20 protein-coding genes, 1 rRNA gene, 1 pseudogene and 1 riboswitch are annotated in these 21,418 nt (G+C 39.5%); of the genes and pseudogenes, 3 read left to right on the top strand and 19 right to left on the bottom strand.

Going from position 1 to position 21,418, the window contains the following annotated elements; all coding sequences use genetic code 11:
- The 3 genes from AC3WTL_RS23920 to AC3WTL_RS23910 all read right to left on the bottom strand — a co-directional run.
- A 16S ribosomal RNA gene (locus tag AC3WTL_RS23920) occupies positions 1 to 60 on the bottom strand; the annotation flags it as partial.
- Between the two features lie 253 nt (positions 61 to 313).
- Positions 314 to 1,141, bottom strand: a complete 828-nt coding sequence (locus AC3WTL_RS23915; RefSeq protein ID WP_492370146.1) for a hypothetical protein — start codon at positions 1,139 to 1,141, stop codon at positions 314 to 316.
- Positions 1,142 to 1,365: 224 nt separating this feature from the next.
- On the bottom strand, positions 1,366 to 1,575 hold the full coding sequence (locus AC3WTL_RS23910; protein ID WP_048011448.1) for a cold-shock protein: 210 nt from the start codon (positions 1,573 to 1,575) through the stop codon (positions 1,366 to 1,368).
- A 274-nt stretch (positions 1,576 to 1,849) separates the two neighbouring features.
- Between AC3WTL_RS23910 and AC3WTL_RS23905 the strand changes: the two genes are divergently transcribed.
- The gene (locus AC3WTL_RS23905) at positions 1,850 to 2,143 is read left to right on the top strand and encodes a DUF6509 family protein (RefSeq protein ID WP_048011447.1); all 294 of its coding nucleotides are present in this window, start codon (positions 1,850 to 1,852) and stop codon (positions 2,141 to 2,143) included.
- 30 nt (positions 2,144 to 2,173) lie between these two features.
- Here AC3WTL_RS23905 and AC3WTL_RS23900 read toward each other — a convergent pair whose 3' ends face one another.
- Positions 2,174 to 2,566, bottom strand: a complete 393-nt coding sequence (locus AC3WTL_RS23900; protein ID WP_248348675.1) for a cytosolic protein — start codon at positions 2,564 to 2,566, stop codon at positions 2,174 to 2,176.
- A 157-nt stretch (positions 2,567 to 2,723) separates the two neighbouring features.
- Here AC3WTL_RS23900 and AC3WTL_RS23895 point away from each other — a divergent pair, with 157 nt between their 5' ends.
- On the top strand, positions 2,724 to 3,569 hold the full coding sequence (locus AC3WTL_RS23895) for a GNAT family N-acetyltransferase (RefSeq protein ID WP_248348673.1): 846 nt from the start codon (positions 2,724 to 2,726) through the stop codon (positions 3,567 to 3,569).
- A gap of 7 nt (positions 3,570 to 3,576) precedes the next feature.
- Here AC3WTL_RS23895 and AC3WTL_RS23890 read toward each other — a convergent pair whose 3' ends face one another.
- The 13 genes and pseudogenes from AC3WTL_RS23890 to ku form a co-directional block, all read right to left on the bottom strand.
- Positions 3,577 to 4,074, bottom strand: coding sequence for a metallophosphoesterase family protein (locus AC3WTL_RS23890; RefSeq protein WP_227888333.1), 498 nt, complete (start codon positions 4,072 to 4,074; stop codon positions 3,577 to 3,579).
- 99 nt (positions 4,075 to 4,173) lie between these two features.
- A complete protein-coding gene (locus AC3WTL_RS23885) occupies positions 4,174 to 4,374 on the bottom strand; it encodes a cold-shock protein (RefSeq protein ID WP_009332506.1) in 201 nt (66 codons plus the stop codon).
- A gap of 139 nt (positions 4,375 to 4,513) precedes the next feature.
- Complete coding sequence (gene cshA / locus AC3WTL_RS23880; RefSeq protein ID WP_048011444.1) at positions 4,514 to 5,968, bottom strand: degradosome RNA helicase CshA; 1,455 nt, start codon at positions 5,966 to 5,968, stop codon at positions 4,514 to 4,516.
- A 297-nt stretch (positions 5,969 to 6,265) separates the two neighbouring features.
- Positions 6,266 to 6,466 carry a cold-shock protein gene (locus tag AC3WTL_RS23875; RefSeq protein ID WP_009332508.1) on the bottom strand — a complete coding sequence of 67 codons (201 nt, stop codon included), beginning with the start codon at positions 6,464 to 6,466 and terminating at the stop codon, positions 6,266 to 6,268.
- Between the two features lie 213 nt (positions 6,467 to 6,679).
- Positions 6,680 to 7,561, bottom strand: coding sequence for a bifunctional 5,10-methylenetetrahydrofolate dehydrogenase/5,10-methenyltetrahydrofolate cyclohydrolase (locus AC3WTL_RS23870; RefSeq protein WP_252219129.1), 882 nt, complete (start codon positions 7,559 to 7,561; stop codon positions 6,680 to 6,682).
- An 83-nt stretch (positions 7,562 to 7,644) separates the two neighbouring features.
- Positions 7,645 to 7,727: riboswitch (ZMP/ZTP riboswitch) on the bottom strand.
- Positions 7,728 to 8,429: 702 nt separating this feature from the next.
- The gene (locus AC3WTL_RS23865; RefSeq protein ID WP_252219132.1) at positions 8,430 to 9,026 is read right to left on the bottom strand and encodes a hypothetical protein; all 597 of its coding nucleotides are present in this window, start codon (positions 9,024 to 9,026) and stop codon (positions 8,430 to 8,432) included.
- 75 nt (positions 9,027 to 9,101) lie between these two features.
- A pseudogene (locus AC3WTL_RS23860) lies at positions 9,102 to 10,060 on the bottom strand (nucleoside hydrolase).
- Positions 10,061 to 10,158: 98 nt separating this feature from the next.
- Entirely contained in the window at positions 10,159 to 11,823 is a 1,665-nt protein-coding gene (locus AC3WTL_RS23855) for a glycerol-3-phosphate dehydrogenase/oxidase (protein WP_248348666.1), read from the bottom strand.
- Between the two features lie 194 nt (positions 11,824 to 12,017).
- A complete protein-coding gene (gene glpK / locus AC3WTL_RS23850) occupies positions 12,018 to 13,508 on the bottom strand; it encodes a glycerol kinase GlpK (protein WP_248348665.1) in 1,491 nt (496 codons plus the stop codon).
- Between the two features lie 35 nt (positions 13,509 to 13,543).
- On the bottom strand, positions 13,544 to 14,368 hold the full coding sequence (locus tag AC3WTL_RS23845) for an MIP/aquaporin family protein (protein WP_492370145.1): 825 nt from the start codon (positions 14,366 to 14,368) through the stop codon (positions 13,544 to 13,546).
- A 172-nt stretch (positions 14,369 to 14,540) separates the two neighbouring features.
- On the bottom strand, positions 14,541 to 15,086 hold the full coding sequence (locus tag AC3WTL_RS23840; RefSeq protein WP_282956724.1) for a glycerol-3-phosphate responsive antiterminator: 546 nt from the start codon (positions 15,084 to 15,086) through the stop codon (positions 14,541 to 14,543).
- Between the two features lie 66 nt (positions 15,087 to 15,152).
- Positions 15,153 to 15,812, bottom strand: coding sequence for a phosphatase PAP2 family protein (locus AC3WTL_RS23835; protein WP_222498066.1), 660 nt, complete (start codon positions 15,810 to 15,812; stop codon positions 15,153 to 15,155).
- 144 nt (positions 15,813 to 15,956) lie between these two features.
- The gene (ku, locus tag AC3WTL_RS23830) at positions 15,957 to 16,811 is read right to left on the bottom strand and encodes a non-homologous end joining protein Ku (RefSeq protein ID WP_048011436.1); all 855 of its coding nucleotides are present in this window, start codon (positions 16,809 to 16,811) and stop codon (positions 15,957 to 15,959) included.
- Between the two features lie 143 nt (positions 16,812 to 16,954).
- Between ku and AC3WTL_RS23825 the strand changes: the two genes are divergently transcribed.
- Positions 16,955 to 18,793: a DNA ligase D gene (locus AC3WTL_RS23825; RefSeq protein WP_197247787.1), complete on the top strand. Its 1,839-nt coding sequence runs from the start codon at positions 16,955 to 16,957 to the stop codon at positions 18,791 to 18,793.
- A gap of 17 nt (positions 18,794 to 18,810) precedes the next feature.
- On the opposite strand, the gene dapF is transcribed toward AC3WTL_RS23825, so the two are convergent.
- Together dapF and AC3WTL_RS23815 are read right to left on the bottom strand one after the other, a co-directional pair.
- The gene (gene dapF / locus AC3WTL_RS23820; RefSeq protein WP_248348662.1) at positions 18,811 to 19,794 is read right to left on the bottom strand and encodes a diaminopimelate epimerase; all 984 of its coding nucleotides are present in this window, start codon (positions 19,792 to 19,794) and stop codon (positions 18,811 to 18,813) included.
- A 126-nt stretch (positions 19,795 to 19,920) separates the two neighbouring features.
- Entirely contained in the window at positions 19,921 to 21,165 is a 1,245-nt protein-coding gene (locus tag AC3WTL_RS23815; protein WP_248348661.1) for an EAL and HDOD domain-containing protein, read from the bottom strand.
- Between the last annotated feature and the right edge of the window lie 253 nt (positions 21,166 to 21,418).

The following is a 21,418-nucleotide window of genomic DNA, read 5'->3' as shown; positions in this document are numbered from 1 at the left end:
TTGCATGTATTAGGCACGCCGCCAGCGTTCGTCCTGAGCCAGGATCAAACTCTCCATATAAGAGTTGATTAAGCTCGAGTTGTCTTTTCGAAAAAGACTAATGATTTAAACGTTGACGTTTCTGTTCGTTCAGTTTTCAAAGATCAATCAGTCACTATCTCTTAAAGCAACTTTATTATAATACTATTTACAACTTCCAATGTCAACAGAATTTAAAAATTACTTTTAAAATATGTTTTGCGAAAGCTGTTCTTAAATAATAGCATCGTCCATGTTCCAGGTCAACCGTTTATGCATGGTACATTATTCCAATTTAAAACGATGGGAACATATAATGATTTAACTTCCTGATGAGCATGAGTAAAAGCATATGTATCACACTAAAGAATACAGGATTCCAATAAGAGTTTATTACTAAGATGTCCATCTTTTCCATTATGATATGGAATGCAAAATCAGCAATAAATAATAATACAAGCCATTTAAACCGATAAAATTTAATTATAACAATGGTCAGCAGCAGGGCATAAATAATCCATATCAAAACACTGAAAGCTACATGGTCCTGATAAGGAGAATCAAACCATCCGACTTTATAATGATGAGAGCCCACGACAGCAGTCAAACCAAAAGAGATTCCTTGAAAGATTGTGGTAATAGCCATATACACAGTAATATATTGAATAAAAAAAGATGGGTCTTCGACTCTATTCCTCCACCATTTTATAACAAAGACAGACGCGAACAATATTACCGGGGTAAACCAGGATTTCCACCAGTTATGTTCATAGATGCCAAGCCACAGAAATAGCTCTTCTATTCCATAAATGGAGGCTATTATTAAAATGATCCACTTGAACGGGATTCTAAAAGCCGCTATAGTCATCAAAACACTGGGAATAAAAAAAGCCTGTGAAATACTTGAACCAAAAACATCATCATACCAACGGATTGAAAAGAAATTCGGATAATAGGAGTAAGCGTCACCTAAAATCAATACGATATATTCCATTAAAAAAGAAAGTCCCATAATAAAGAAATAAACAGCCAGATTAAAACGAAAGTCTGTTTTCTTATAAGTTATATAAATAAGACCCACGCTAATGAGCACTAACCCAAGAAACCAAAGCAAATTTGACATTCTTCCACATCCAGTTTTTTTTCGCTCGTTTCCATTATTTTGTTCATCTCGGACAAACATATACTTCTCCCTGGAACAAGAAAATTGTTAATAAAAAAACGTAATATCCGAATACAAGCGCTGTCTGCGGAACAAATATACAAATGAGAAAGTATTTTAGTCGAGACTTACTCTTAATTTATTATACAAAAAATAAAAGGGCGATTTTTAGATCGCCCTTGCAACTATTTAGAAAATATGCTGTTATTGTTAACGACTTGCAATTCTTTAGTCGTTTCTTTCATTTCACTTTTGCAAATAGGACAAAGAGGCACCTGGCTGCTTTTGAAGTTGTCCCTTACCCAGCAGTTGCAGGACTCAGATGTGCACTCCCAAATTTTCACTTCTTCAACCTTGATTTCTTCCATGTTTTTTCTGCCAAATCCCATTGCCATATACAGGCACCTCCCAAAGAGTAAGACCCTTACCCAAAATAAAAATCACTTGCTATATAAAGTGACGAACCACTGGCTCTATATAACAAGTGTTTAAGGGCAATATTATATTCTTTTAACTAAAAATAGTATAACATATTTAAAAGCTTCTGTCAAAAAGTTCTAAACCCGCAGCTATAATCATTGAAAGATCAAAAAATTGTTAAATACTATTAACCCAATCCGGGAAAAGTGTATAATGACATGTACAGCAGCGATAGAAAGGGTGAAGACCATGAATATTACAAGTTATACTGTTGAGTACATACAGGATCCTACTGGCATTTTAACAGGTGACCGCTACGAATTCTTTTTAGATATTGATGTGGATGAAGAAGATGAGTTATATTCAGAGAATGGCATTAGGCTAAGAGTGCTTTATTTTAAAAATGGAGAAGACGAGAGAATTCTCAATTATCATTTTGTTGAAGGCAGTTCTGGAACAGTTTTGGATTTCGCTTTAGACGAGGATGAAGAAAAAACAATTTCAGCTTTCTGCCGGGACAACCTTTCCCAGGCAGAAGAATAAGAGCAGGGTTCCCCTGCTCTTTTACTATATTTAAATTCCCTTTCCCTCTTCAATAATGTGATACATGAGATGCGCTAAATGCTGTATAGGTGTATAAGATTCTTCCCTGTCCACATTATTTCCTTCATTAAAATCCAGGTCATTCAGATAAAGAGCTGTGAATTGGTAGAAGTCTTTTAATTCAAAAGCATAGCACGCACTGGGTTCTTCCGATTCCCCTTCATATTGCAGAACCATGTAAGACTCTTTACCTTCCTTGTCGACAGCATCAAAAAATATAAAATAGCCCACATTTGAGTTCAATTCAAATAAATGCCTTGTTCCGCCTTCTGTATATTGCTCAAAGTCATTTTCATTCAACTTCTGGACAACCATTTGCTGTATATTGTCTTCCTTTTGGAACTTCACTGTGAAATTTTTCATTCAATCTCCCCCTTAATTCATACAATCCTAACATATTGCTATATTTATTAACATAATTTCAATAAGCACTCAGGACGAATTCAATTTTAGGTCTATTCGTTTGAACCGTTTTCTTATATTATTGGTTTATCAATTTTTTATACAGGAGGCCGCCTGATTGCTGACAAAAAAACAATTAGACGATATTCGTTCTCTACAGCAAATATGCGAAGAGACAGAGAATATCGAATTAAAATTAAATTGGGATACTTTGAGATCGAGACCCGCGGATGAGAAACATGACTATTTCCATTATAATAAAAACGGAAAATTATTGGGGTACCTTGCTCTTTATAGTTTCGGAGGCCCGGTGGAATTATGCGGAATGGTCCATCCGGATCATAGACGCAAGGGCATCTTCTGCAGTCTGTTCAATGAAGCGGTAAAACAATTGACTCACGCAAGCAAATTGCTTATTAATGCACCAGCCTCTTCTGAATCTGCGAAAGGTTTTATAAAGTCATTGCCTTGCAGCTATTCTTTCTCCGAGTATCAAATGAAACGCCATAAAAGCAAGGAAATCAGAACAATAAACCAGGATGTAACCCTGGAGGAAGCAGTGAGCAGTGACCTGGATTTCATTAATCATCTGGATACAGTATGCTTTGATGTTCCAAAAGAAGAGGCAGCGGCGTTTAATAATAATATCTTTAACAGCGAAAATGAGAAAACATTTATAATTGAATACAAAGGCGTAAAGTCCGGCAAAATCAGGATTCAAATAGAAGAAGATGCTGCCTGGATTTACGGCTTTGCTGTCGATCCTTTATTCCAGGGAAAAGGAATCGGCAGGAGCACCCTCACTAATGCTGTTAACCATCAGCACAGCAAGGGAATCAGCTGGGTGCATCTTGAAGTCGCTGCAGAAAATGACCATGCTCTAGCATTATACAAATCATGCGGCTTCGAATCATACGGCACACAGGATTATTATGAATATGACCTTAATACAATTAAGATTTAATGAGGTATTATTCCTTTGAATCGAAAAATACATGATTAAATATTAACTCATCTGTAATTTCCAGGATGCCGAACGAATAGTTCGGCTGCCTGCGCTTGTCAGTTGGAGACCCGGGGTTAAAAAGAATAATCCCATTATGATGTTTCTTAACCGGAATATGTGAATGCCCGAAAATTAGTGCATCAACTTCTTCATCATCGAAAGCCTCAATACTTCTTTTTTCAGTTGTTTTCCCCTTCCCATGCCCATGGACAACACCTATTTTAAAACCTTTTATTTCAAGCAGAATTTTTTCCTTCAAAATAGCGCAAAGTTCATCATTGTCAGTATTTCCATATACTCCCTCAACCGGCGCACGTTTCTTTAATTCCTCATAAAGTTTGATGCTCTGCCAATCCCCTGCATGAATAATTAAGTCACAGCCGTTCAGTTCATCCAGCAATACTCCTGGCAGATGTTTTGATTTCTTTGGCATATGGGTATCGGATAAAATAAGGATTCTAATCACTATCAGCCCTTTCTCCTTACTGTTATACCTTATTTACCCCTTATTTACTCCAAAAATTAAAAGAGAGCCCCCATCAAGGGACTCTCTTTTCAATCATTATAACTTTGTTACATTTACAGCTTGCGGTCCACGCTGGCCCTGCTCTATGTCAAAGTTAACTTCCTGGCCTTCATCAAGGGTTTTGAAACCTTCTGTCTGGATTGCAGAGTAATGAACAAATACATCTTCTCCGCCTTCAACTTCGATAAAACCAAAACCTTTTTCTGAGTTAAACCATTTTACTTTGCCTGTTGCCATGTAAATTTCCTCCTAATATCAATAACTCACAGAGTGATAAATTACCCTGCATTTACTAATATGGGTAAAAACTTCAATTTTTATAATAAAAAATTCAAAAAGCAGTGAAAAAAATCTTTTTTTCGCTATTCAGGCCGCATTACCCCTTATTGCTATTGCTGCGCGGCTTACTGCTCCGTCTGTCCCGGCCGCCTTTAAAATCTCTTCTATCGCGTCCGCCGCCTCTGGATCTGTCGCTGAATCTTCTTCCTCCGCGATCACCTTTAGGTTTTCTGACACGGATAGGTTCGACCGCAGTTAATTTAACCGGTGTTACATCAGGACCTTTAGTCAGCAATTTAAAGGCTGCAGCAAGCAAAGTAACAGAATCTGTATCTTCAAGAAGATTTTCCGCCACTCTCTTGAAGTCTGCATATTCTTCTTTTTCAATAACTTCCATAAGTTTATTAATAGTCGCCTGCTGATTGCCTGCAACAACATCCTTAAAGGAAGGAACAGGCTTTTTCGCCATCTTACTCTTTGTAACATTTTCAATTATTTTCAGGTGGTCAATTTCTCTTGGAGAAACGAATGTAATCGCAAGCCCCTTGTTTCCAGCACGGCCTGTACGTCCAATCCGGTGAACATAGCTTTCAGGATCCTGCGGGATATCGAAGTTATAAACATGGGAGACGCCTGAAATATCAAGGCCTCGGGCAGCAACATCAGTCGCCACCATAATATCGATTGTCTGCTCTTTAAATCGGCGGATTACCTGATCTCTTTTCGCCTGTGGAATATCGCCATGAATTCCTTCAGCCGAATATCCTCTCTTAATGAGTCCTTCCACCACTTCATCCACACGCTTTTTGGTTCTGCCAAATACAATCGCCAGCTCAGGTGATTGGATATCCAGAAGATTGCAAAGCACATCAAATTTTTGTTTTTCATGCGTTTCCATATAATACTGTTCAATATTTTTAACTGTCATTTCTTTCGCTTTCACTTTAACCATTTCAGGCTCCTGCATGAATTTTTCAGCAAGGGTCTGAATTCTTCTCGGCATTGTAGCAGAGAAAAGCAGGGTTTGGCGCTCCCCTTTAATTTCACTTAGAATTCTTTCGATATCCTCGATGAATCCCATATTGAGCATTTCATCCGCTTCATCCAGAACAACCATTTTGATATTGCTTAAGCGTATTGTTTTTCTTTCAATATGGTCAATTAATCTTCCTGGTGTAGCTGCAATGATATGCGGGTGTTTTTTAAGTGCACGTATTTGGCGGCTAATATCCTGACCGCCGTAAACAGGAAGTGTCCGGACACCTTTTACCTGTCCTATACGGTTTAATTCTTCAGCTACCTGTACGGCAAGCTCCCTCGTTGGAGCAAGGACAAGGCCTTGAATTCCTTCGTTTAAATCAATCTGCTCTAAAAGCGGTACACCGAAAGCAGTGGTTTTTCCAGTTCCAGTCTGCGCCTGGCCGATCATGTCCTTCCCCTGCATTCCGATTGGAATCGCCTGTGCCTGAATTGGTGTTGGTTCCTCGAAGCCCATATTGGAAAGAGCTTTTACTATTTCATTACTTAAGCCAAAATCTGAAAAAGTTGTCAAAATATGTGTTCCTCCTTGAATTATATATGTTATTAGGTACTGAAAGACTGTTTTTGTATAAAGACAATGACACTTTACTAGGCTTTCCAGTTTGCATCTCTTTTTTACATTTCCGTTTGCACTAATTTTAAACTTTTTGTAATTGAAGAATTTTAATTGGGTGAAATGAAAAATACATATCCTAAAAGCAGGTGTTGCAGAAGATCTGTTTTGAGGAATGCTGAAGGCTACAAAGTGGATAAGCAAACATAAAAAGGTGATGCATGATTAGACATGCATCACCTCATTTAAGCAAAATTATGCTTTTGTTACGTTAGCAGCTTGAGGTCCACGGTTACCTTCAACGATTTCGAAAGTTACGTCTTGACCTTCTTCTAAAGTTTTGAAACCTTCAGTTTGGATTGCGGAGAAGTGTACGAATACATCTTGGCCTTCTGAAGATTCGATGAATCCGAAACCTTTTTCTGCATTAAACCATTTAACTTTACCTGTGTTCATTTGTGTTGCCTCCCAATAAGTTGTTTTTCACTATAATGTACCATATAAACTTAAACATAAAAAAGCCGCAGCTGCCAGAAATGAGGATGAACGATCGCCTACATTTCTTTGCAGCTACGTCTACTTATCCAAAAAGTATATTACGAACTTTACAGCGTTAACCTAATAATAAACGACACCCATCTATAAGTCAATCCCTTTGGAGATCAATTTTCAATTAGGGATAAATTGACTACTTACGATTTTCTTATTAGATAGTGTCTTTTCCGCAGCCTGTACAGTATGTTTCAAAAGCATGGAAATCGTAACAGGTCCTACTCCACCAGGTACAGGTGTAATAGCAGACGCTTTTTCAAAACAGCTGTCATACTCTGCATCTCCAATATTTCCTTCATTATAACCGGCATCAAGAACAATAGCCCCTTCTTTAATCCATTCACCCTTAACAAAGTTAGGCTTTCCCACAGCTGCAACTACAATATCAGCCTGCTTTACAATCCTGTGCAGGTCTTTGGTATATGAATGGCAGGTTGTGACCGTTGCATTTCGATTGAGTAAAAGGGCAGAAACCGGCTTTCCAAGGATCGGGCTTCTGCCGATGACAACAGCATGCATACCTTCAGCATTCAATTTATAATAATCCATAATTTCCATAATAGCTGCAGGTGTACAAGACGGATATTCACCAAAGCCGAAAGCAGTTTGACCATATCCAAGGCTCGTAACACCGTCAACGTCTTTTTCAATTGCAATAGCTTCAAAAGCTTTGCGTTCATCTATATGTCCAGGTACGGGATGTTGGAGAAGGATTCCATGTACAGAAAGATCATCATTCAGTTCTGCAATTTTCTCCAGCAGTTCTTGTGTTGTTGTATCCTTTGGCATATGGATACGTTTTGATATAATGCCCAGTTTTTCACACGCATTCCCCTTCATTCTTACATACGTTTCAGACGAAGGATCATCTCCCACTAAAATAGTGGCTAAACAAGGCTCAATACCTTTTCCCTTTAAATCTTCAATTCGATTCTTTAATTGGTCTTTTACATGCTTTGCCACAACAGTTCCATCAAGAATAATCTTTTTTTCCGCCATGCATATTCCTCCTATAGGAAAAGCACCTATTCGGCTTGCGGGCTTTTCCATTTTGTTATGAAAAAAGAGACAAGGGTATCCCTTATCTCTGCCCAGACGACCGGCTATACATAGACGCAGCTCCCCAGCGGTTGATTCCGCATTGTCGTCAGTCACTGCGATTTTGAAAAGCTATTCTTATGAGTAGATAATAGCACAAAAACACAAATAATTAAACTTAAATTTATTAAAATGTTCGTGTTTTTTACAAAAAGTTTCCTTGAGTATACGCTGCACGAAGAAAATGTGAATGCATTTACGAGGATTTCGCACCTTTCGCTCCAATCTGCTCAGTAGATAAGATACAAAAAAAGCAACAGACCTTGCGAAAATAGCCTTGTAAAATAAATAAAAAAGGACAGCAAATACTGTCCTTATAAGTGATATATTTGAGTTAATTATTTATTACCTAAAACAATGAAAGCCCTGCCTCTCTTCCATCCTTGCGGCTCCTAGACCGCGCCAGTGGGAATCAGGTCGGTCGGAATCCTTTCCGACTTAGATGCTCTCTGAGATTTTAATATTAAATGGTAAGAAACTTACTGAAGTAAAAATACGGAGAAGTGTCTGGTTTACAGAAGATGATTAAGAAGAACATTCAGCGTTAAGCTGTCCACACAAATTATTCTTAATTACAAACACATACTTACTCTTTCAAAATCCTAAAGAGCATAAAACATAATAAAAAGCCGCAGTTCCACTAAATAGAAGGTTCGGCTGCCGAACATTCCAAGTGGATTAACGACTTCAAAATATACCTCAAATACTTCAATCACTATATTATCTTATAGGCGGTTATCTGTCAAGAAAAAATCTTGTCACCAGCAGATCAGCTTTCTCCTTTGTACTCGGTTACATCAAAATAATCGGTTGTATCTTTATAATCATTAAAGCCTATATCCAGATCATGAAAATACCGGTGCAATTTGATTAATACGTCCTTTTCCTTGGTGCCCGACTGCACAGTTTCTGCCAGACTTGTTATTGTTCCGAGGTCCTTCTGCAGATCCTCATTCTCTGCTGATATTTTTTTTAGGGAGTTTATGATTAGCTCAGCTTGTTTTCTTTGTTTCGGCCAGCTGACTTTCCGGTCTCTTCCCCAGCCAAGTGTTTCATTATAAAAAGTATGATTGGAGGCAATAAAGTCTCCTAAATCTTCGTACATTAAACCCTGTGCGGGCGCCTCCGCATTTGCCGAGGTCTTTTGCATCTTAGATTCATCCTTATTTAAAAAGACAAGCACACTGTAAGCCAGGGCAATGGCTATGACCATTCCAAGAATTGAAAGGGTCATGTTTAATTTTTTATTTTTCAGCAATTTGAAAGCCTCCATTTGATTTTGATTAATGCTGCCGAAGTTAAATGGAATTATTGCCATTTTCACTTTTTCCAGAAGAATCTTCCACTCACTGCAAATGTTTTCCATGTTAGTACATTCTATGTGAACTTCTCATTCCCCTTCAACACAAATAAAAAAGCTTTTAACACAATGTGTCAAAAGCTATTTCTGATTTTTCTGTGAGAGAAAAACCTCCATAAAATCAATGATAAATGGTTCCATGTCAAGCTCCATCGCGATATTATCAATTGTTTCCGGCGGTTCCTCTTCCGGCTTAGGCCTGAAATCAGCTATGCTTTTTCCTTTGGCCTTTCCAAACTGTTCAATTCTCACTCTTCGTTTAACATATTTGACAAGATCGGGATTTGTAAGAACACTTAAAACAAGAACATCATGGAGAGGTGCACCCTGAATTCCCGAACAAGCTTTTGGTAAGCTTCGTAATAATAATCATAAGCAGGTTTGATTAAATCTTTAAAAGGTGACTGGGTATTATTTGCTATAAAATTAATCGTCTCAGGCCGGATAATCGCTTTATTTGTTACATTCAAAGGAAATATATAAATGTTTTTGGCTTTTTCCAGCACTGAATCCGCTGCGATGGGGTCAGCATAAAAGTTGGCTTCTGCCTCTGGCGTTACATTTCCCGGAACCAGAAACGCACCTCCCATTAAATAAAATGCATTTACATCTTGATATGCATCCTTTCCATAAAGAATGAGCGGCAGTGCCAAATCAGTCTGCCTTCCAACACCAACGATCACAAGGTCATTTTTGTATTGATTTACAATTTCAATAATTTTGTCTATATCATATACCTTTATTTTGCTGCTAAAATTCTCCGGAGGCCGAATGGGCCCCAGACCTTCCTCCCCATGAATTTCAGGATAAAAGACAGCAGTCTCACCGGATAATGGACCGCTTGCTCCTGCTATAATGGGAATGTCCTCTCTGCCGGCAAGGTTCAGTAAATAGGCAGTATTATTAATGGATTCTTCTTTGGTTATGTTGCCATAAGCGCTGACTACACCAACTAAATTAATATCAGGATGCTGAAGGGCATACATTAGGGCAAGTGAATCGTCAACCCCAGAGTCAACAAACATGAGAACATTGTACATAACCCATCTCCTCTACCTATTTATAATATAGTATGCCTGCGGAATGTCCCTTTTGTTTAAATTCTCCAAGAAAAAGAAAACTCCCCGTCCGGAGAGTTTTAGTCCTGATCAGCAGGCTTCATTGCAGATCTAAGTTCCTCGTTCAGCTGGTTCTCAAAATTTCTTTCAGCAGCCTTATCCCATTTAAACGCATCAGCCATATATGAAATTACTTGCCTTTGATAATTTCTTACCGTTTCGATATCAAAAAGAAGCGCTCCTGTTCTGCGGTTAAAAAAGTCAACAGGTGCTGCAGCCATTTCATGTTCAATTGCATATTTCAACTTTGCCCACAATACAATCGGCAGGCCGTAATTCTCAGCTTCACTCTTATCCGCTTCAATCATATTAAAAATGATGCCAACGTTAGAACCATATATATTTACAAGGTGTTTGGACTGCTCAGCTGATAAACCAATACTTGTTCCTTTTTCAGTCTGGAACCCAATAAATTCACGGAATTTGGATGATCCCCCCACATTCCCTCCAGAAATGGGCAATGTTTTTGTAATACTGCAGCTAAATGTCCTATTCGATTCCTGCTTGAATTTTTCAGCAAGCATATCAACAATGGTTTCGGCCATTTTCCGGTACCCGGTCAGTTTCCCGCCGGCAATTGTCAGCAATCCAGTATCTGACTCCCAGATTTCATCTTTACGTGATATTTCGGAAGGGTCTTTTCCTTCTTCCCAAATAAGCGGACGAACACCAGCCCAGCTTGATTCAATATCATTTTCCGTTATTTTCACAGAAGGAAACATAAAATTAATGGCGTTTATGATGTATGTTCTGTCACTTGAAGTCATTTTTGGATTTACGGGATCTGAATCATAGAAAGTATCTGTTGTCCCCACATATGTTTTTCCGTTTCTAGGTATGGCAAATACCATCCTTTTGTCAGGAGTATCAAAGTACACAGCCTGTTTTAACGGGAACTTGGATTGGTCAATTACCAAATGAACACCTTTAGTCAGACGCAGGGTCTTTCCTTTCCTGGAACCGTCTTTCTCACGAATAGAATCAACCCAGGGACCAGCAGCGTTGATGACTTTTTCCGCTCTGATTTCATGAATCTTGCCGGTCAGCTGATCTGCAGCAGCAGCTCCGCAAACTTTACCTCGTTCATCATATAAAAGGTTCTCGACCTTCAAATAGTTAACTGGAAGAGCGCCTTTTTCTGCAGCAGCTTTCATTACCTCTATAGTAAGACGGGCATCATCTGTGCGGTATTCAACATAATAGCCGCCGCCTTTTAGTCCATCTTTTTTTATAAGCGGTTCTTTTGATAATGTTTCCGGGACACTGAGCATACTTCTTCGTTCAGATTTTCTGACGCCTGCAAGAAAATCGTAAACTCTAAGGCCGATAGAAGTTGAGAATTTTCCAAATGTGCCTCCTTTATGCATTGGAAGCAGCATCCACTCCGGTGTAGTTACATGTGGCCCATTTTCATATACAATCGCCCGCTCTTTTCCGACTTCAGCTACCATTTTAACTTCGAATTGCTTAAGATACCTTAATCCTCCGTGAACCAGTTTGGTTGAACGGCTGGAGGTTCCCGCTGCAAAATCCTGCATTTCAACGAGGGCCGTTTTCATTCCCCGTGTGGCCGCGTCAAGAGCAATCCCAGCTCCCGTTATGCCGCCGCCAATAATCAGAAGATCAAATTCTCCGGCTGTAAGTGTATTTATCATGTCATTACGATTTAAATTAGAAAATGTCATGGTTGTCTCCTCCTTTTTGAAAAGGCTAGTAGTTGTAACTACCCTTTTAAAGCAGGGAATAAAAAAGAGACCACAAAATACATTATCAATAAAACGATAATGATTTTGTGGTCTCTCCGCATCTCCTGCCGAACTATTAACTTAGGATCATTATAACATACAAGATATGATTTGTGTAAAAAACTTGCTTCTGATTATTTAAATGCAATAGCTGCCTTTACAGCCTTTTTCCAGCCCTGATAAAGATTTTCACGCACTTGATCATCCATCGAAGGATAATATGGTTGGTCAATTGCCCACTGCTCAGCGATTTCCTCCTGTGATTTCCAGAACCCGACAGCCAATCCCGCAAGATAAGCTGCCCCCAGAGCGGTAGTTTCATTAATCACCGGCCTCTCAACAGGAACATCTAAAATATCTGACTGGAACTCCATCAGGAAATTATTTTTCACGGCCCCCCCATCAGCTCTAAGCGTCTTAAGTTCAATGCCAGAGTCCGCTTCCATCGCAGAGAGGACATCTTTTGTCTGATATGCCAGTGCCTCAAGTGTCGCCCTGATAAAATGTTCTTTGGACGTTCCCCGTGTAACTCCGAAAACTGCTCCCCTTACATCACTATCCCAATATGGCGTCCCGAGGCCAACAAAAGCCGGAACTACATAAACTCCATCTGTAGAGTCCACTTTTTTAGCATAGCTTTCACTGTCCTTTGCATCTTTAAGCATTCTCATCCCATCTCGGAGCCATTGAATAGCAGAGCCCGCAACAAAAATGCTGCCCTCCAATGCATATTCAATTTTCCCCTCAAGTCCCCAGGCAATGGTTGTTAGAAGCCCATGTTCAGACTGTACGGCTTTTTCACCTGTATTCATAAGCATGAAACAGCCAGTGCCGTAAGTGTTTTTAGCCATTCCTTTCTCGAAGCATGCTTGTCCAAACAGCGCAGCCTGCTGGTCCCCCGCCGCACCAGCGATAGGTACTTCCTTTCCGAAAAAGTGATAGTCAATGGTCTTAGCATACACCTCGGAAGATGGCTTCACTTCAGGCAGCATCGCTTTCGGGACTCCAAGAATATTTAGGAGCTCTTCATCCCACTTAAGTTCATAGATATTAAACATTAATGTCCGGGAGGCGTTGGAGTAATCGGTCACATGCGCTTTCCCTCCAGATAGCTTCCATATTAGCCATGTATCAATGGTTCCAAACAATAATTTTCCCTGTTCCGCTTTTTCCCTTGCCCCTTCCACATGATCCAATATCCATTTCACCTTTGTTCCTGAGAAATACGCATCAATTAATAGGCCGGTTTTTTCTCTGAACAAGCCGTTATAGCCTTTTTCTTTCAAGTCATCACAAATCTCGCTGGTCTGCCTTGACTGCCATACAATCGCATTATAAATCGGTGCTCCCGTTTCTTTATCCCAAACAACAGTAGTTTCCCTCTGGTTTGTGATGCCAATGCCGGCAATTTGCTCAGGCTTTATGCCGGATTCTGAAAAAACACCTGCAATCACCGATAAAATTGAACCCCATATTTCATTAGCATTATGTTCAACCCAGCCAGGCTTTGGAAAATGCTGTGTGAACTCTTTTTGTGCCGTGTGGACAATTTCGCCTTTTTTATTGAATAGAATAGCTCGTGAACTTGTAGTCCCCTGATCTAATGATAAAATATATTTTTCCATAATGAACTCCTCCCAATCTCGTTCAATACTCTTATTTATGCAGCAACTTTAGAAGAATCAACTTCTCCAGGCTGTTTTTTGCCAAAAATATACGAAAGAATTAATACTATTATATTAACACCCAGCACTGCCCAAACAATACCTGAAGCTTTGCCATCGAACATTACTTGATAGAAGCTTGAGCCCATTAATCCCCCTAGGATTGGTCCAGCTACCGGTATCCATGCATATCCCCAGTTCGATTTCCCTTTGCCTGCAATGGGAAGAAGAAAATGAGCAATACGCGGTCCCAGGTCACGGGCAGGATTAATTGCATAGCCCGTTGTCCCGCCGAGCGACATGCCGATAACAACGATAAGAAGGCCCACAGCAATCGGATTTAACCCTTCAGTAAATTGATTTGCTCCTATAAACATCAAACCCAATACAAGAATGAACGTCCCAATTATTTCACTCAATAAATTTGAAAATGTATGGGGAATGGCAGGACTTGTTGAGAAAACAGAAAGCTTTGCACCCTGGTCTTCTGTTTCTTTCCAATGCGGCAGATAGTGAAGGAACACAATCACCCCTCCCAAGAACCCACCCAGGACCTGAGCCAGAATATACCCGGGCACGTCTTGCCACGGGAAATCACCGCTAAGCGCAAATCCGATGGTTACAGCAGGGTTCAAGTGTGCACCGCTGATCGAGCCAACAGCAAAAACCCCCATCGTTACAGCAAGCCCCCAGGCAATCGTAATAACAATCCATCCTCCATTAATAGAAAAAGTCTTTTTTAAATTCGCCCCGGCAACAACGCCTCCTCCAAAAACAATCAAGATCATCGTTCCAATCATTTCTCCCATAAATGCAGACATCTGAAAATCCCCTTTCCATTTTGGCTGATCGGAAACAAAAAAGGAGATTCACGACAGATTAAGCCTAAAAAGGCTAAACTGTGTGAATCTCCTAATCTCCGACACATAAATTAACTTGTTAAACCGAGTATACAAGTCTATGAAAACGTTGTCAAACGTTTCTAGAACATTTTTATGAAAACCTTTCCCATATTTCTATTTTTGATGTAGTAATGGCAGCTGCTCCTGCTTTAAGCGCATTCTTCACTTCTTCTTCTGAGCGGATGAGTCCTCCGGCAAATATAGGCGTATTCAAACGTTCATTTACCTCTTTTATCATCCATGGCATGGCACCCGGCAACACTTCTATGTAATCCGGTCTGGTTTTCTCGATTAATTTATAACTTTTTTCAAGTGCGTGCGAATCGATAAGGAAAATCCTCTGGACTGCGATCACTCCTTTTTGCTTCGCTTTCAGGATTACGCTGGATTTAGTAGAAATTAACCCGTACGGCTTGTATTCCTGGCAAATATATTCCACAGCATAGTCGTCGCTTTTCAAGCCATGGATCAGGTCAACATGATAAATCATTTTTTTGTTTTGCGCTTTAGCCATCTGCGAAACATTTTTCAGCTGTGAAATATGCATATCGAGAAATACACCAATTTCATAAGGGCTTTTCAGGAACTTTTCAAATTCTTTCATATTGGATGATGCCGGCAAAATTTTTTGATTCATTCGTTCCACTCCTATTTCTGTTATTTCCCTATGTTATTAAGAATGTGCGTATTTCTCAATACCCATTTATAAATCTTTACGGTACTCATAATAGCGGAATCCAATAATCATGATGGTCAGCCAGGCACCCCCGGCTGCAAACCCGGCTATTACATCACTTGGAAAATGAACACCTAAATAAATACGGCTTAATCCAATCATTATGATAAAGCTGCTCAGCATCAATGTCCATGCAGCCTTCCAGCGCTTTCTTTTTGCCAGATGAATGATCATATAGGCAAGTGAGCCATAAAAAATAAAAGATCCCATTGAATGTCCGCTCGGAAAACTGAATCCCTGCTCTTCAATCAGAGGTCTGATATCCGGACGTTCTCTTTTAAAAATCCATTTTAAGAGCAGGTTAAAAAGTGCTCCGAGACCCGATGAAAGAACCATGAACCATGCAAGTGATCTCTTTTTAAACAGGAACAAAAGAACAGCTGCTGCAAGTACCGAAAAAGCCAGCCACTTTACCGACCCCAAAAAAGTAACTACACTCATAAACTCCGTGAGCCGGGGAGAAATAAATGCCTGGACATACTTGATCACAGACTCATCGAAATGAATTAGCTCCTCTTCCTTCAGTTCATCCACTATTTCGATAAATAGCAGCAAAAATCCGGCTATGATAGAGGCGGCAAGCGTTAAGTAAAATATGTTTTTACGTGTTATATTTCTCCAGTTCATTCACTCATATCCTTTTTAGTTAGAATTACCACAAAACATCATGAACGGAACATTTTTTTCGGATCAGAGTGAGCCGCATCCTCGAAATTACGAATCCGCCCAGCAAAAAACCGAGTCTGCATCAGCAAATTCGGTTTCGGTTCATCAAGCTTGCTTTTTAGCCTTTGTTTTTGTTGAAGCACGTTTCTTTTTAGCTGCAGGTTTTTTCTTTGTTTCCGCATCAGCAGGTTTAGTTTTATCAATTGATGCCTGAAGGGCAGCCATGAGGTCGGTAACATTTGCCGCAGGCTCTTTTTCAACAGGCGTGACGATATCTTTGCCAGTCCGTTTTGCTTCTATAAGCTCCAAAAGAGCTGTCCGGTAGTCATCATTATATTTTTCAGGTTTAAATTCTGTGGTTAATTGATCAATCAGCATGATGGCAGTATCGATCTCCTTATCTGTCACTTTGTCTTCTGCAGGCACATTTGGCACATCCGCAGCCTTGCGTACTTCATCAGGATAATGGATCGTCTCCATGACAAGAGTATTTTCATATACACGGACAACAGCCAGCTGTTCTTTGGAGCGGATAATGATTTTTGCCAAACCTACTTTTTCAGACGTCTCGAGCGCTTTTCTTAAAAGGGAGTAAGCTTTCCCTCCCCCGTCCCCTGGAGACATATAATAGGTGCGATTGTAGTAAATTGGATCAATTTCCTGTATTTTTACAAAGTCCATAATTTCTACAGCTTTATCCTCATTTTCCTGTTTAAGCTTTTCTAAATCCTCATCCTCTAAAACAACAAACTTTCCTTTTGTGTATTCATAAGCTTTTACAATATCCTCGTTCTTAATTTCCTTTTCACAAACAGGACATGTTTTCTCATACTTAATTGGCGAATGACATTCCTTATGAAGATTTCTCAGCTTGATATCCTTATCTTCTGTAGCCGAATGCAGCTTAATTGGTATATTCACCAGCCCAAAACTGATGCTTCCTTTCCACATTGTATGCATAGTCAGACTCCCATTCATTTTGATGTAATAGTCATAATTTGTGTATTAATAAAAAAGGAGATACGCAAAAAGAATTGGAAACTGAGTAGTTTTAGCGGCAACTGCCAAAACTATAATGACGATTGTAAAGGAGGCCAAATAGTATGAGACCTATGCTTCCTACATTAACTTTCGATGTTCCGGAAGAGAAAGAATGGCTGTTTGAAGCAAAATATGATGGTTTTAGAGGGATCCTGCACTGGGACAAGGAACCCAGACTGACAAGCAGAAACGATAAACCTTTATTAAACCTTTTCCCGGAGATTAATGCTTTTTTGGAACAGCACAAAGATAAATTTGAACAATACCTTCCGCTTATATTAGATGGAGAGGTAGTCTTGCTGGAAAATGCCTATAAAGCTCATTTTGGGTCGATTCAGGTCAGGGGGAGAATGAGATCTGAAAAAAAGATTCTTGAGAAAGCCAAAACAGCTCCCTGCCGTTTTCTTGTTTTTGACATCCTGATGATAAATGGCAGAAAAATTGCCGATAAAGAGTACTCTGCCAGAAAATCAGAGCTTGAAGCTTTGTTTAAAAGCTGTGATTTGCCCTTAAAACCTGACGAGAAGGACTCCAGGCTGATTCAATTAGTTCCCCCATACCCCAGTTTTAAGGAGCTATGGGAAAAAATCGTTCTTCATGACGGTGAAGGAATTGTGGCCAAGCAGATGAAGAATAAATGGGAAGAAGGAAAGAGAACCTCTTTATGGCTGAAATTCAAAAACTGGAAATACGTTTCCTGTTTTATCACTGCTTATGAAAAATCTAATGGATACTTTTATGCCGGGGTATATCAGGGGGATACTGTCATAGGAATCGGACAGTTTCTTTTTGGCTTGAAGCCTGATGAAAAACAAGCCTTATTTCAAATAATTAAAGAAAATAAAGCAGATGAAAACAGCCAATTCATATATGTAGAACCTGCAATCTGTGTGGATGTTAAATACCTCGAGATCTATGAGGAGCAAATGCGGGAGCCGCACTTTCACCAGTTTCGTTTCGATTTGAAGCCTGATGCCTGTACATATGATCAATTTATACAGCAGCAGAAAAACCTGCCTCCAGAAATAGAAATCACCCATCCGGAAAAACCATTATGGGAAACTCCGGCTATTCAAAAGATTGATTACATTCATTTTTTAAGAGAAGTTGCACCCTATATGCTGCCATTTTTAAAAAACAGGCTTTTAACCGTTATCCGGTATCCGCATGGGATTTTTGCAGAGCCCTTCTACCAGAAAAATTGCCCGGATTACGCACCGGATTTTGTCGAAACGGAAATGTCAGAAGGTATTGATTATATTGTCTGCAATAATCTAAAAACATTGTTGTGGCTTGGCAACCAGCTTGCTTTTGAATATCATATACCGTTCAAAACGATCGCAAGCTCCGGACCAAGTGAAATCGTTTTTGATTTGGACCCGCCGTCCCGGGAGGCTTTTCCTCTCGCCATTAAAGCCGCTGTTTATATTAAAGAGGTGCTGGATCAGCTTAAATTAATCAGCTTCGTTAAAACATCAGGCAATAAAGGGCTGCAAGTTTATATTCCTTTGCCGGAAAATGCTTATACCTTTGATGATACACGGCTTTTCACTGAGTTCATTGCCCAGTATCTCCTAAACAAAGACCCGGATTCTTTTACAATTGAAAGGTTGAAGAAACACCGGGGTGGGCGGCTTTATGTGGACTATATCCAGCATGCAGAAGGTAAGACGATTATAGCCCCTTATTCACCCAGAGGAAATAAATCGGCGACTGTTGCAGCTCCGCTTTTTTGGGAGGAAGTTAACGAAAAGCTCACTATGGAAAGGTTTCAAATAACCAATATGATTAAAAGAATAAACAGTGATGGCGATCCTTTTAACACTTATTTTCAAACAAAGGAAATTCAGCCGTTTTCACCAGTGCTGGAGTTTTTAAAGGAACATAATAAAAAAGGATAAGGCCTTGATGCCTTATCCTACAACCACTCTTTAAGTACTGCCTGAGCAAATTCCTGAAGTTTAGCATACTGCTTAATTTCTCCAGTATATTCCTCTTTCGGGGAAAGGGAAAACTCTGCAGGGTTATCCATGTCAGTCTCTGCTTCACAGCGGTAAACATAGCTTGCATTTCCAATTAAGTCAATGGATTGCCTGCCATTCTCTTCATGGACTACACAGCGCACCTTTCCGCCATTATTATATACCTCTACAGGCTCTTCGATTTTATTAAGCCCATTCATGCAAGTGACAAGTGTCGAAGCGGACATGGCAGTACCGCAAGCATTGGTAAATCCTACTCCCCGTTCAAATGTTCGTACATAAATCTGCCCTTTTTCTAGCGGCTTTACAAAGCTGACATTTACTCCATCAGGAAAGAATTCATTCGGTCCATTCAAATATTCGCTGATCTCTTTTTGCAGGTCTGATGCTATTTGCTCTTTCTCCACAATGGAAACAAAATGAGGATTAGGGACTGCTAAGGCTGTAAAAGCTAATTCATCTGAAATCCCGCTCACTTTTTCATTAATTACAGTATCTTTATCAAGAACTAAAGGAAGATCCTTCAAATCGAATGAAACAGGTGAGATTTCAACAAGATAAGTCGGAATGTCCTCAAATATATCTTCTTGCTTTTTCACCTGTAAATCAGCTTTCATGGTCTCAATGATAGCTTCTTTCAGCCCAAGAAGTTCACAAACATAACGGGCGACGCATCTTAACCCATTTCCGCACATTGAGGCTTCAGATCCATCCGGATTAAAAACACGCATCCGGGCATCTGCTTTATCGCTTTTTAGTACGAAAAGAATTCCATCTGAGCCCAGCTCGGTGCTGCGGTCGCATATAGCTCTGGCAAGCTCTGCACGATTCTCTTCTGTAAAATGATACGTATTGGATATCTCATCTATAATAAAGAAATCATTTCCTGATCCATGACATTTCAAAAGTTCAATATTCAATGTAATACCTCCAGATCAATAGTAATTCAACTTATAGATAAGAGTGCCATAAAAGCTTTTATTATTCAATATTTGTTTTCTATATAATATAGACTCGGAGAATATAGTTCTACAAACCTTAAGGCTTTAGTTTGTGATCTTTTCAGGGTTCAGCAGCTGACTGGACCAGGCTAATGCTTCTGAATAGATCTTAAAAATGGTTTTTTCATCAACATTCAGCTTCTCGCACATTTCACTGATTCTGCACCATTGTGCTTTCTCGACTGCAACAGCAAGATCGAGTATCTCCTTAAGATTATTATTTTCTCCGCGGAGGGCTTCACAAATATCATCCTGCAGGGGAAGCTCATTAAGAATTTGCTTCATCGGGATCTTAAGCAATGAGTCCATTAATGAAAACATTCCAGTCATAAAATAGCTTGATGAAACGCTTTTTCCGGTCCTGAGTCTGCCAATTTCCTCACACATTTTTGCACGGGTCATTGATAACCTGACGGTCTCTTCAGCCATTTGGGAATGATGAACGATATTTTCCCTTACTGCCAGTACATAGATCCACTTTTCAAGCTCTATCAGACCCAGGAGAACGATGGCCTGCCGGATCGAATTTATCTTTTGCTTAGGACGGTAAGCCGGTGAATTTATTAGTTTCAGCAATTTATAAGACAGTGATATGTCACGTTCTATTAACTCGGTTATACGGTCAAGACTTGGCTCCTCTTTTGACAGGTTTTGGATCATCTCATAATAGGATTGAAAATATGCTGGTACATCATGTGTAGACATAATGACAGGCTTTTCAAAAAAGTACCCCTGAAAATAATCATACCCCTTGTTTTTGGCTTCCTCGTATTCCTCTCTGGTCTCAACCTTTTCTGCTACTGTTTTTATTCTGAGCTGGTTAACAAGCAATTCTATTTTTTCCCGCATCTCCTTTGGGGTATTTAGAAAATCCACCTTAATGATGTCTGCATATTTCAGCAATTGCCTTGCAAAGGGGTTGGTTTCATTAAATACATAATCATCCAGCGCTATCTGATAGCCAAGCTCCTTTAAATCCTTGCATATCCTGACAAGTTCCGCGCTCGGCTCTACCGTTTCAAGGATTTCGACAACAATCTCCCTGGGCCTAAAATAAGCAGGCACCCTTAGCTTTAGTAATTTTTCCGTAAAATTTATAAAACATGGTTTCCCTTCAGATAGCTGATCGATTCCTATATTTAAAAAACTATTAATAATAACTTCAGCTGTAGCCTGATCTTCATCTATATCAGGGAAAGCGTTCACCTGATTATTTCTATACAGAAGTTCATAAGCGAATACTTCTTCCTTTGAGTTGAAAATCGGCTGTCTAGCTACAAACACTTCCATTGACATACCTCCGAAAACACCTAATACTATAGTCCTATTTTAACTCAGGTTAGTTATTACGCGTGTCGAAACTTGTTGAATAAATAGAAATTTTTATAGTTTTAATTAAAATTTCCCTTTTTTTGCAGGCTCCTTTTTTATTTTTTTTCAGCTATTAAAGTTGTCCGTTGATTTCCGCTCCAGGCTGCTCGCTCCAATCAACTCAGCAAATAATATATATAAAGCAGCAAACCTTGCGAAAACAGCATTTCCG

The sequence above is a fragment of the Cytobacillus sp. EB106-05-05-XG126 genome (assembly GCF_058791715.1).
The sequence above is the reverse complement of the archived record's forward strand: the minus strand, read 5'-3'. Positions and strand labels throughout refer to the sequence as shown.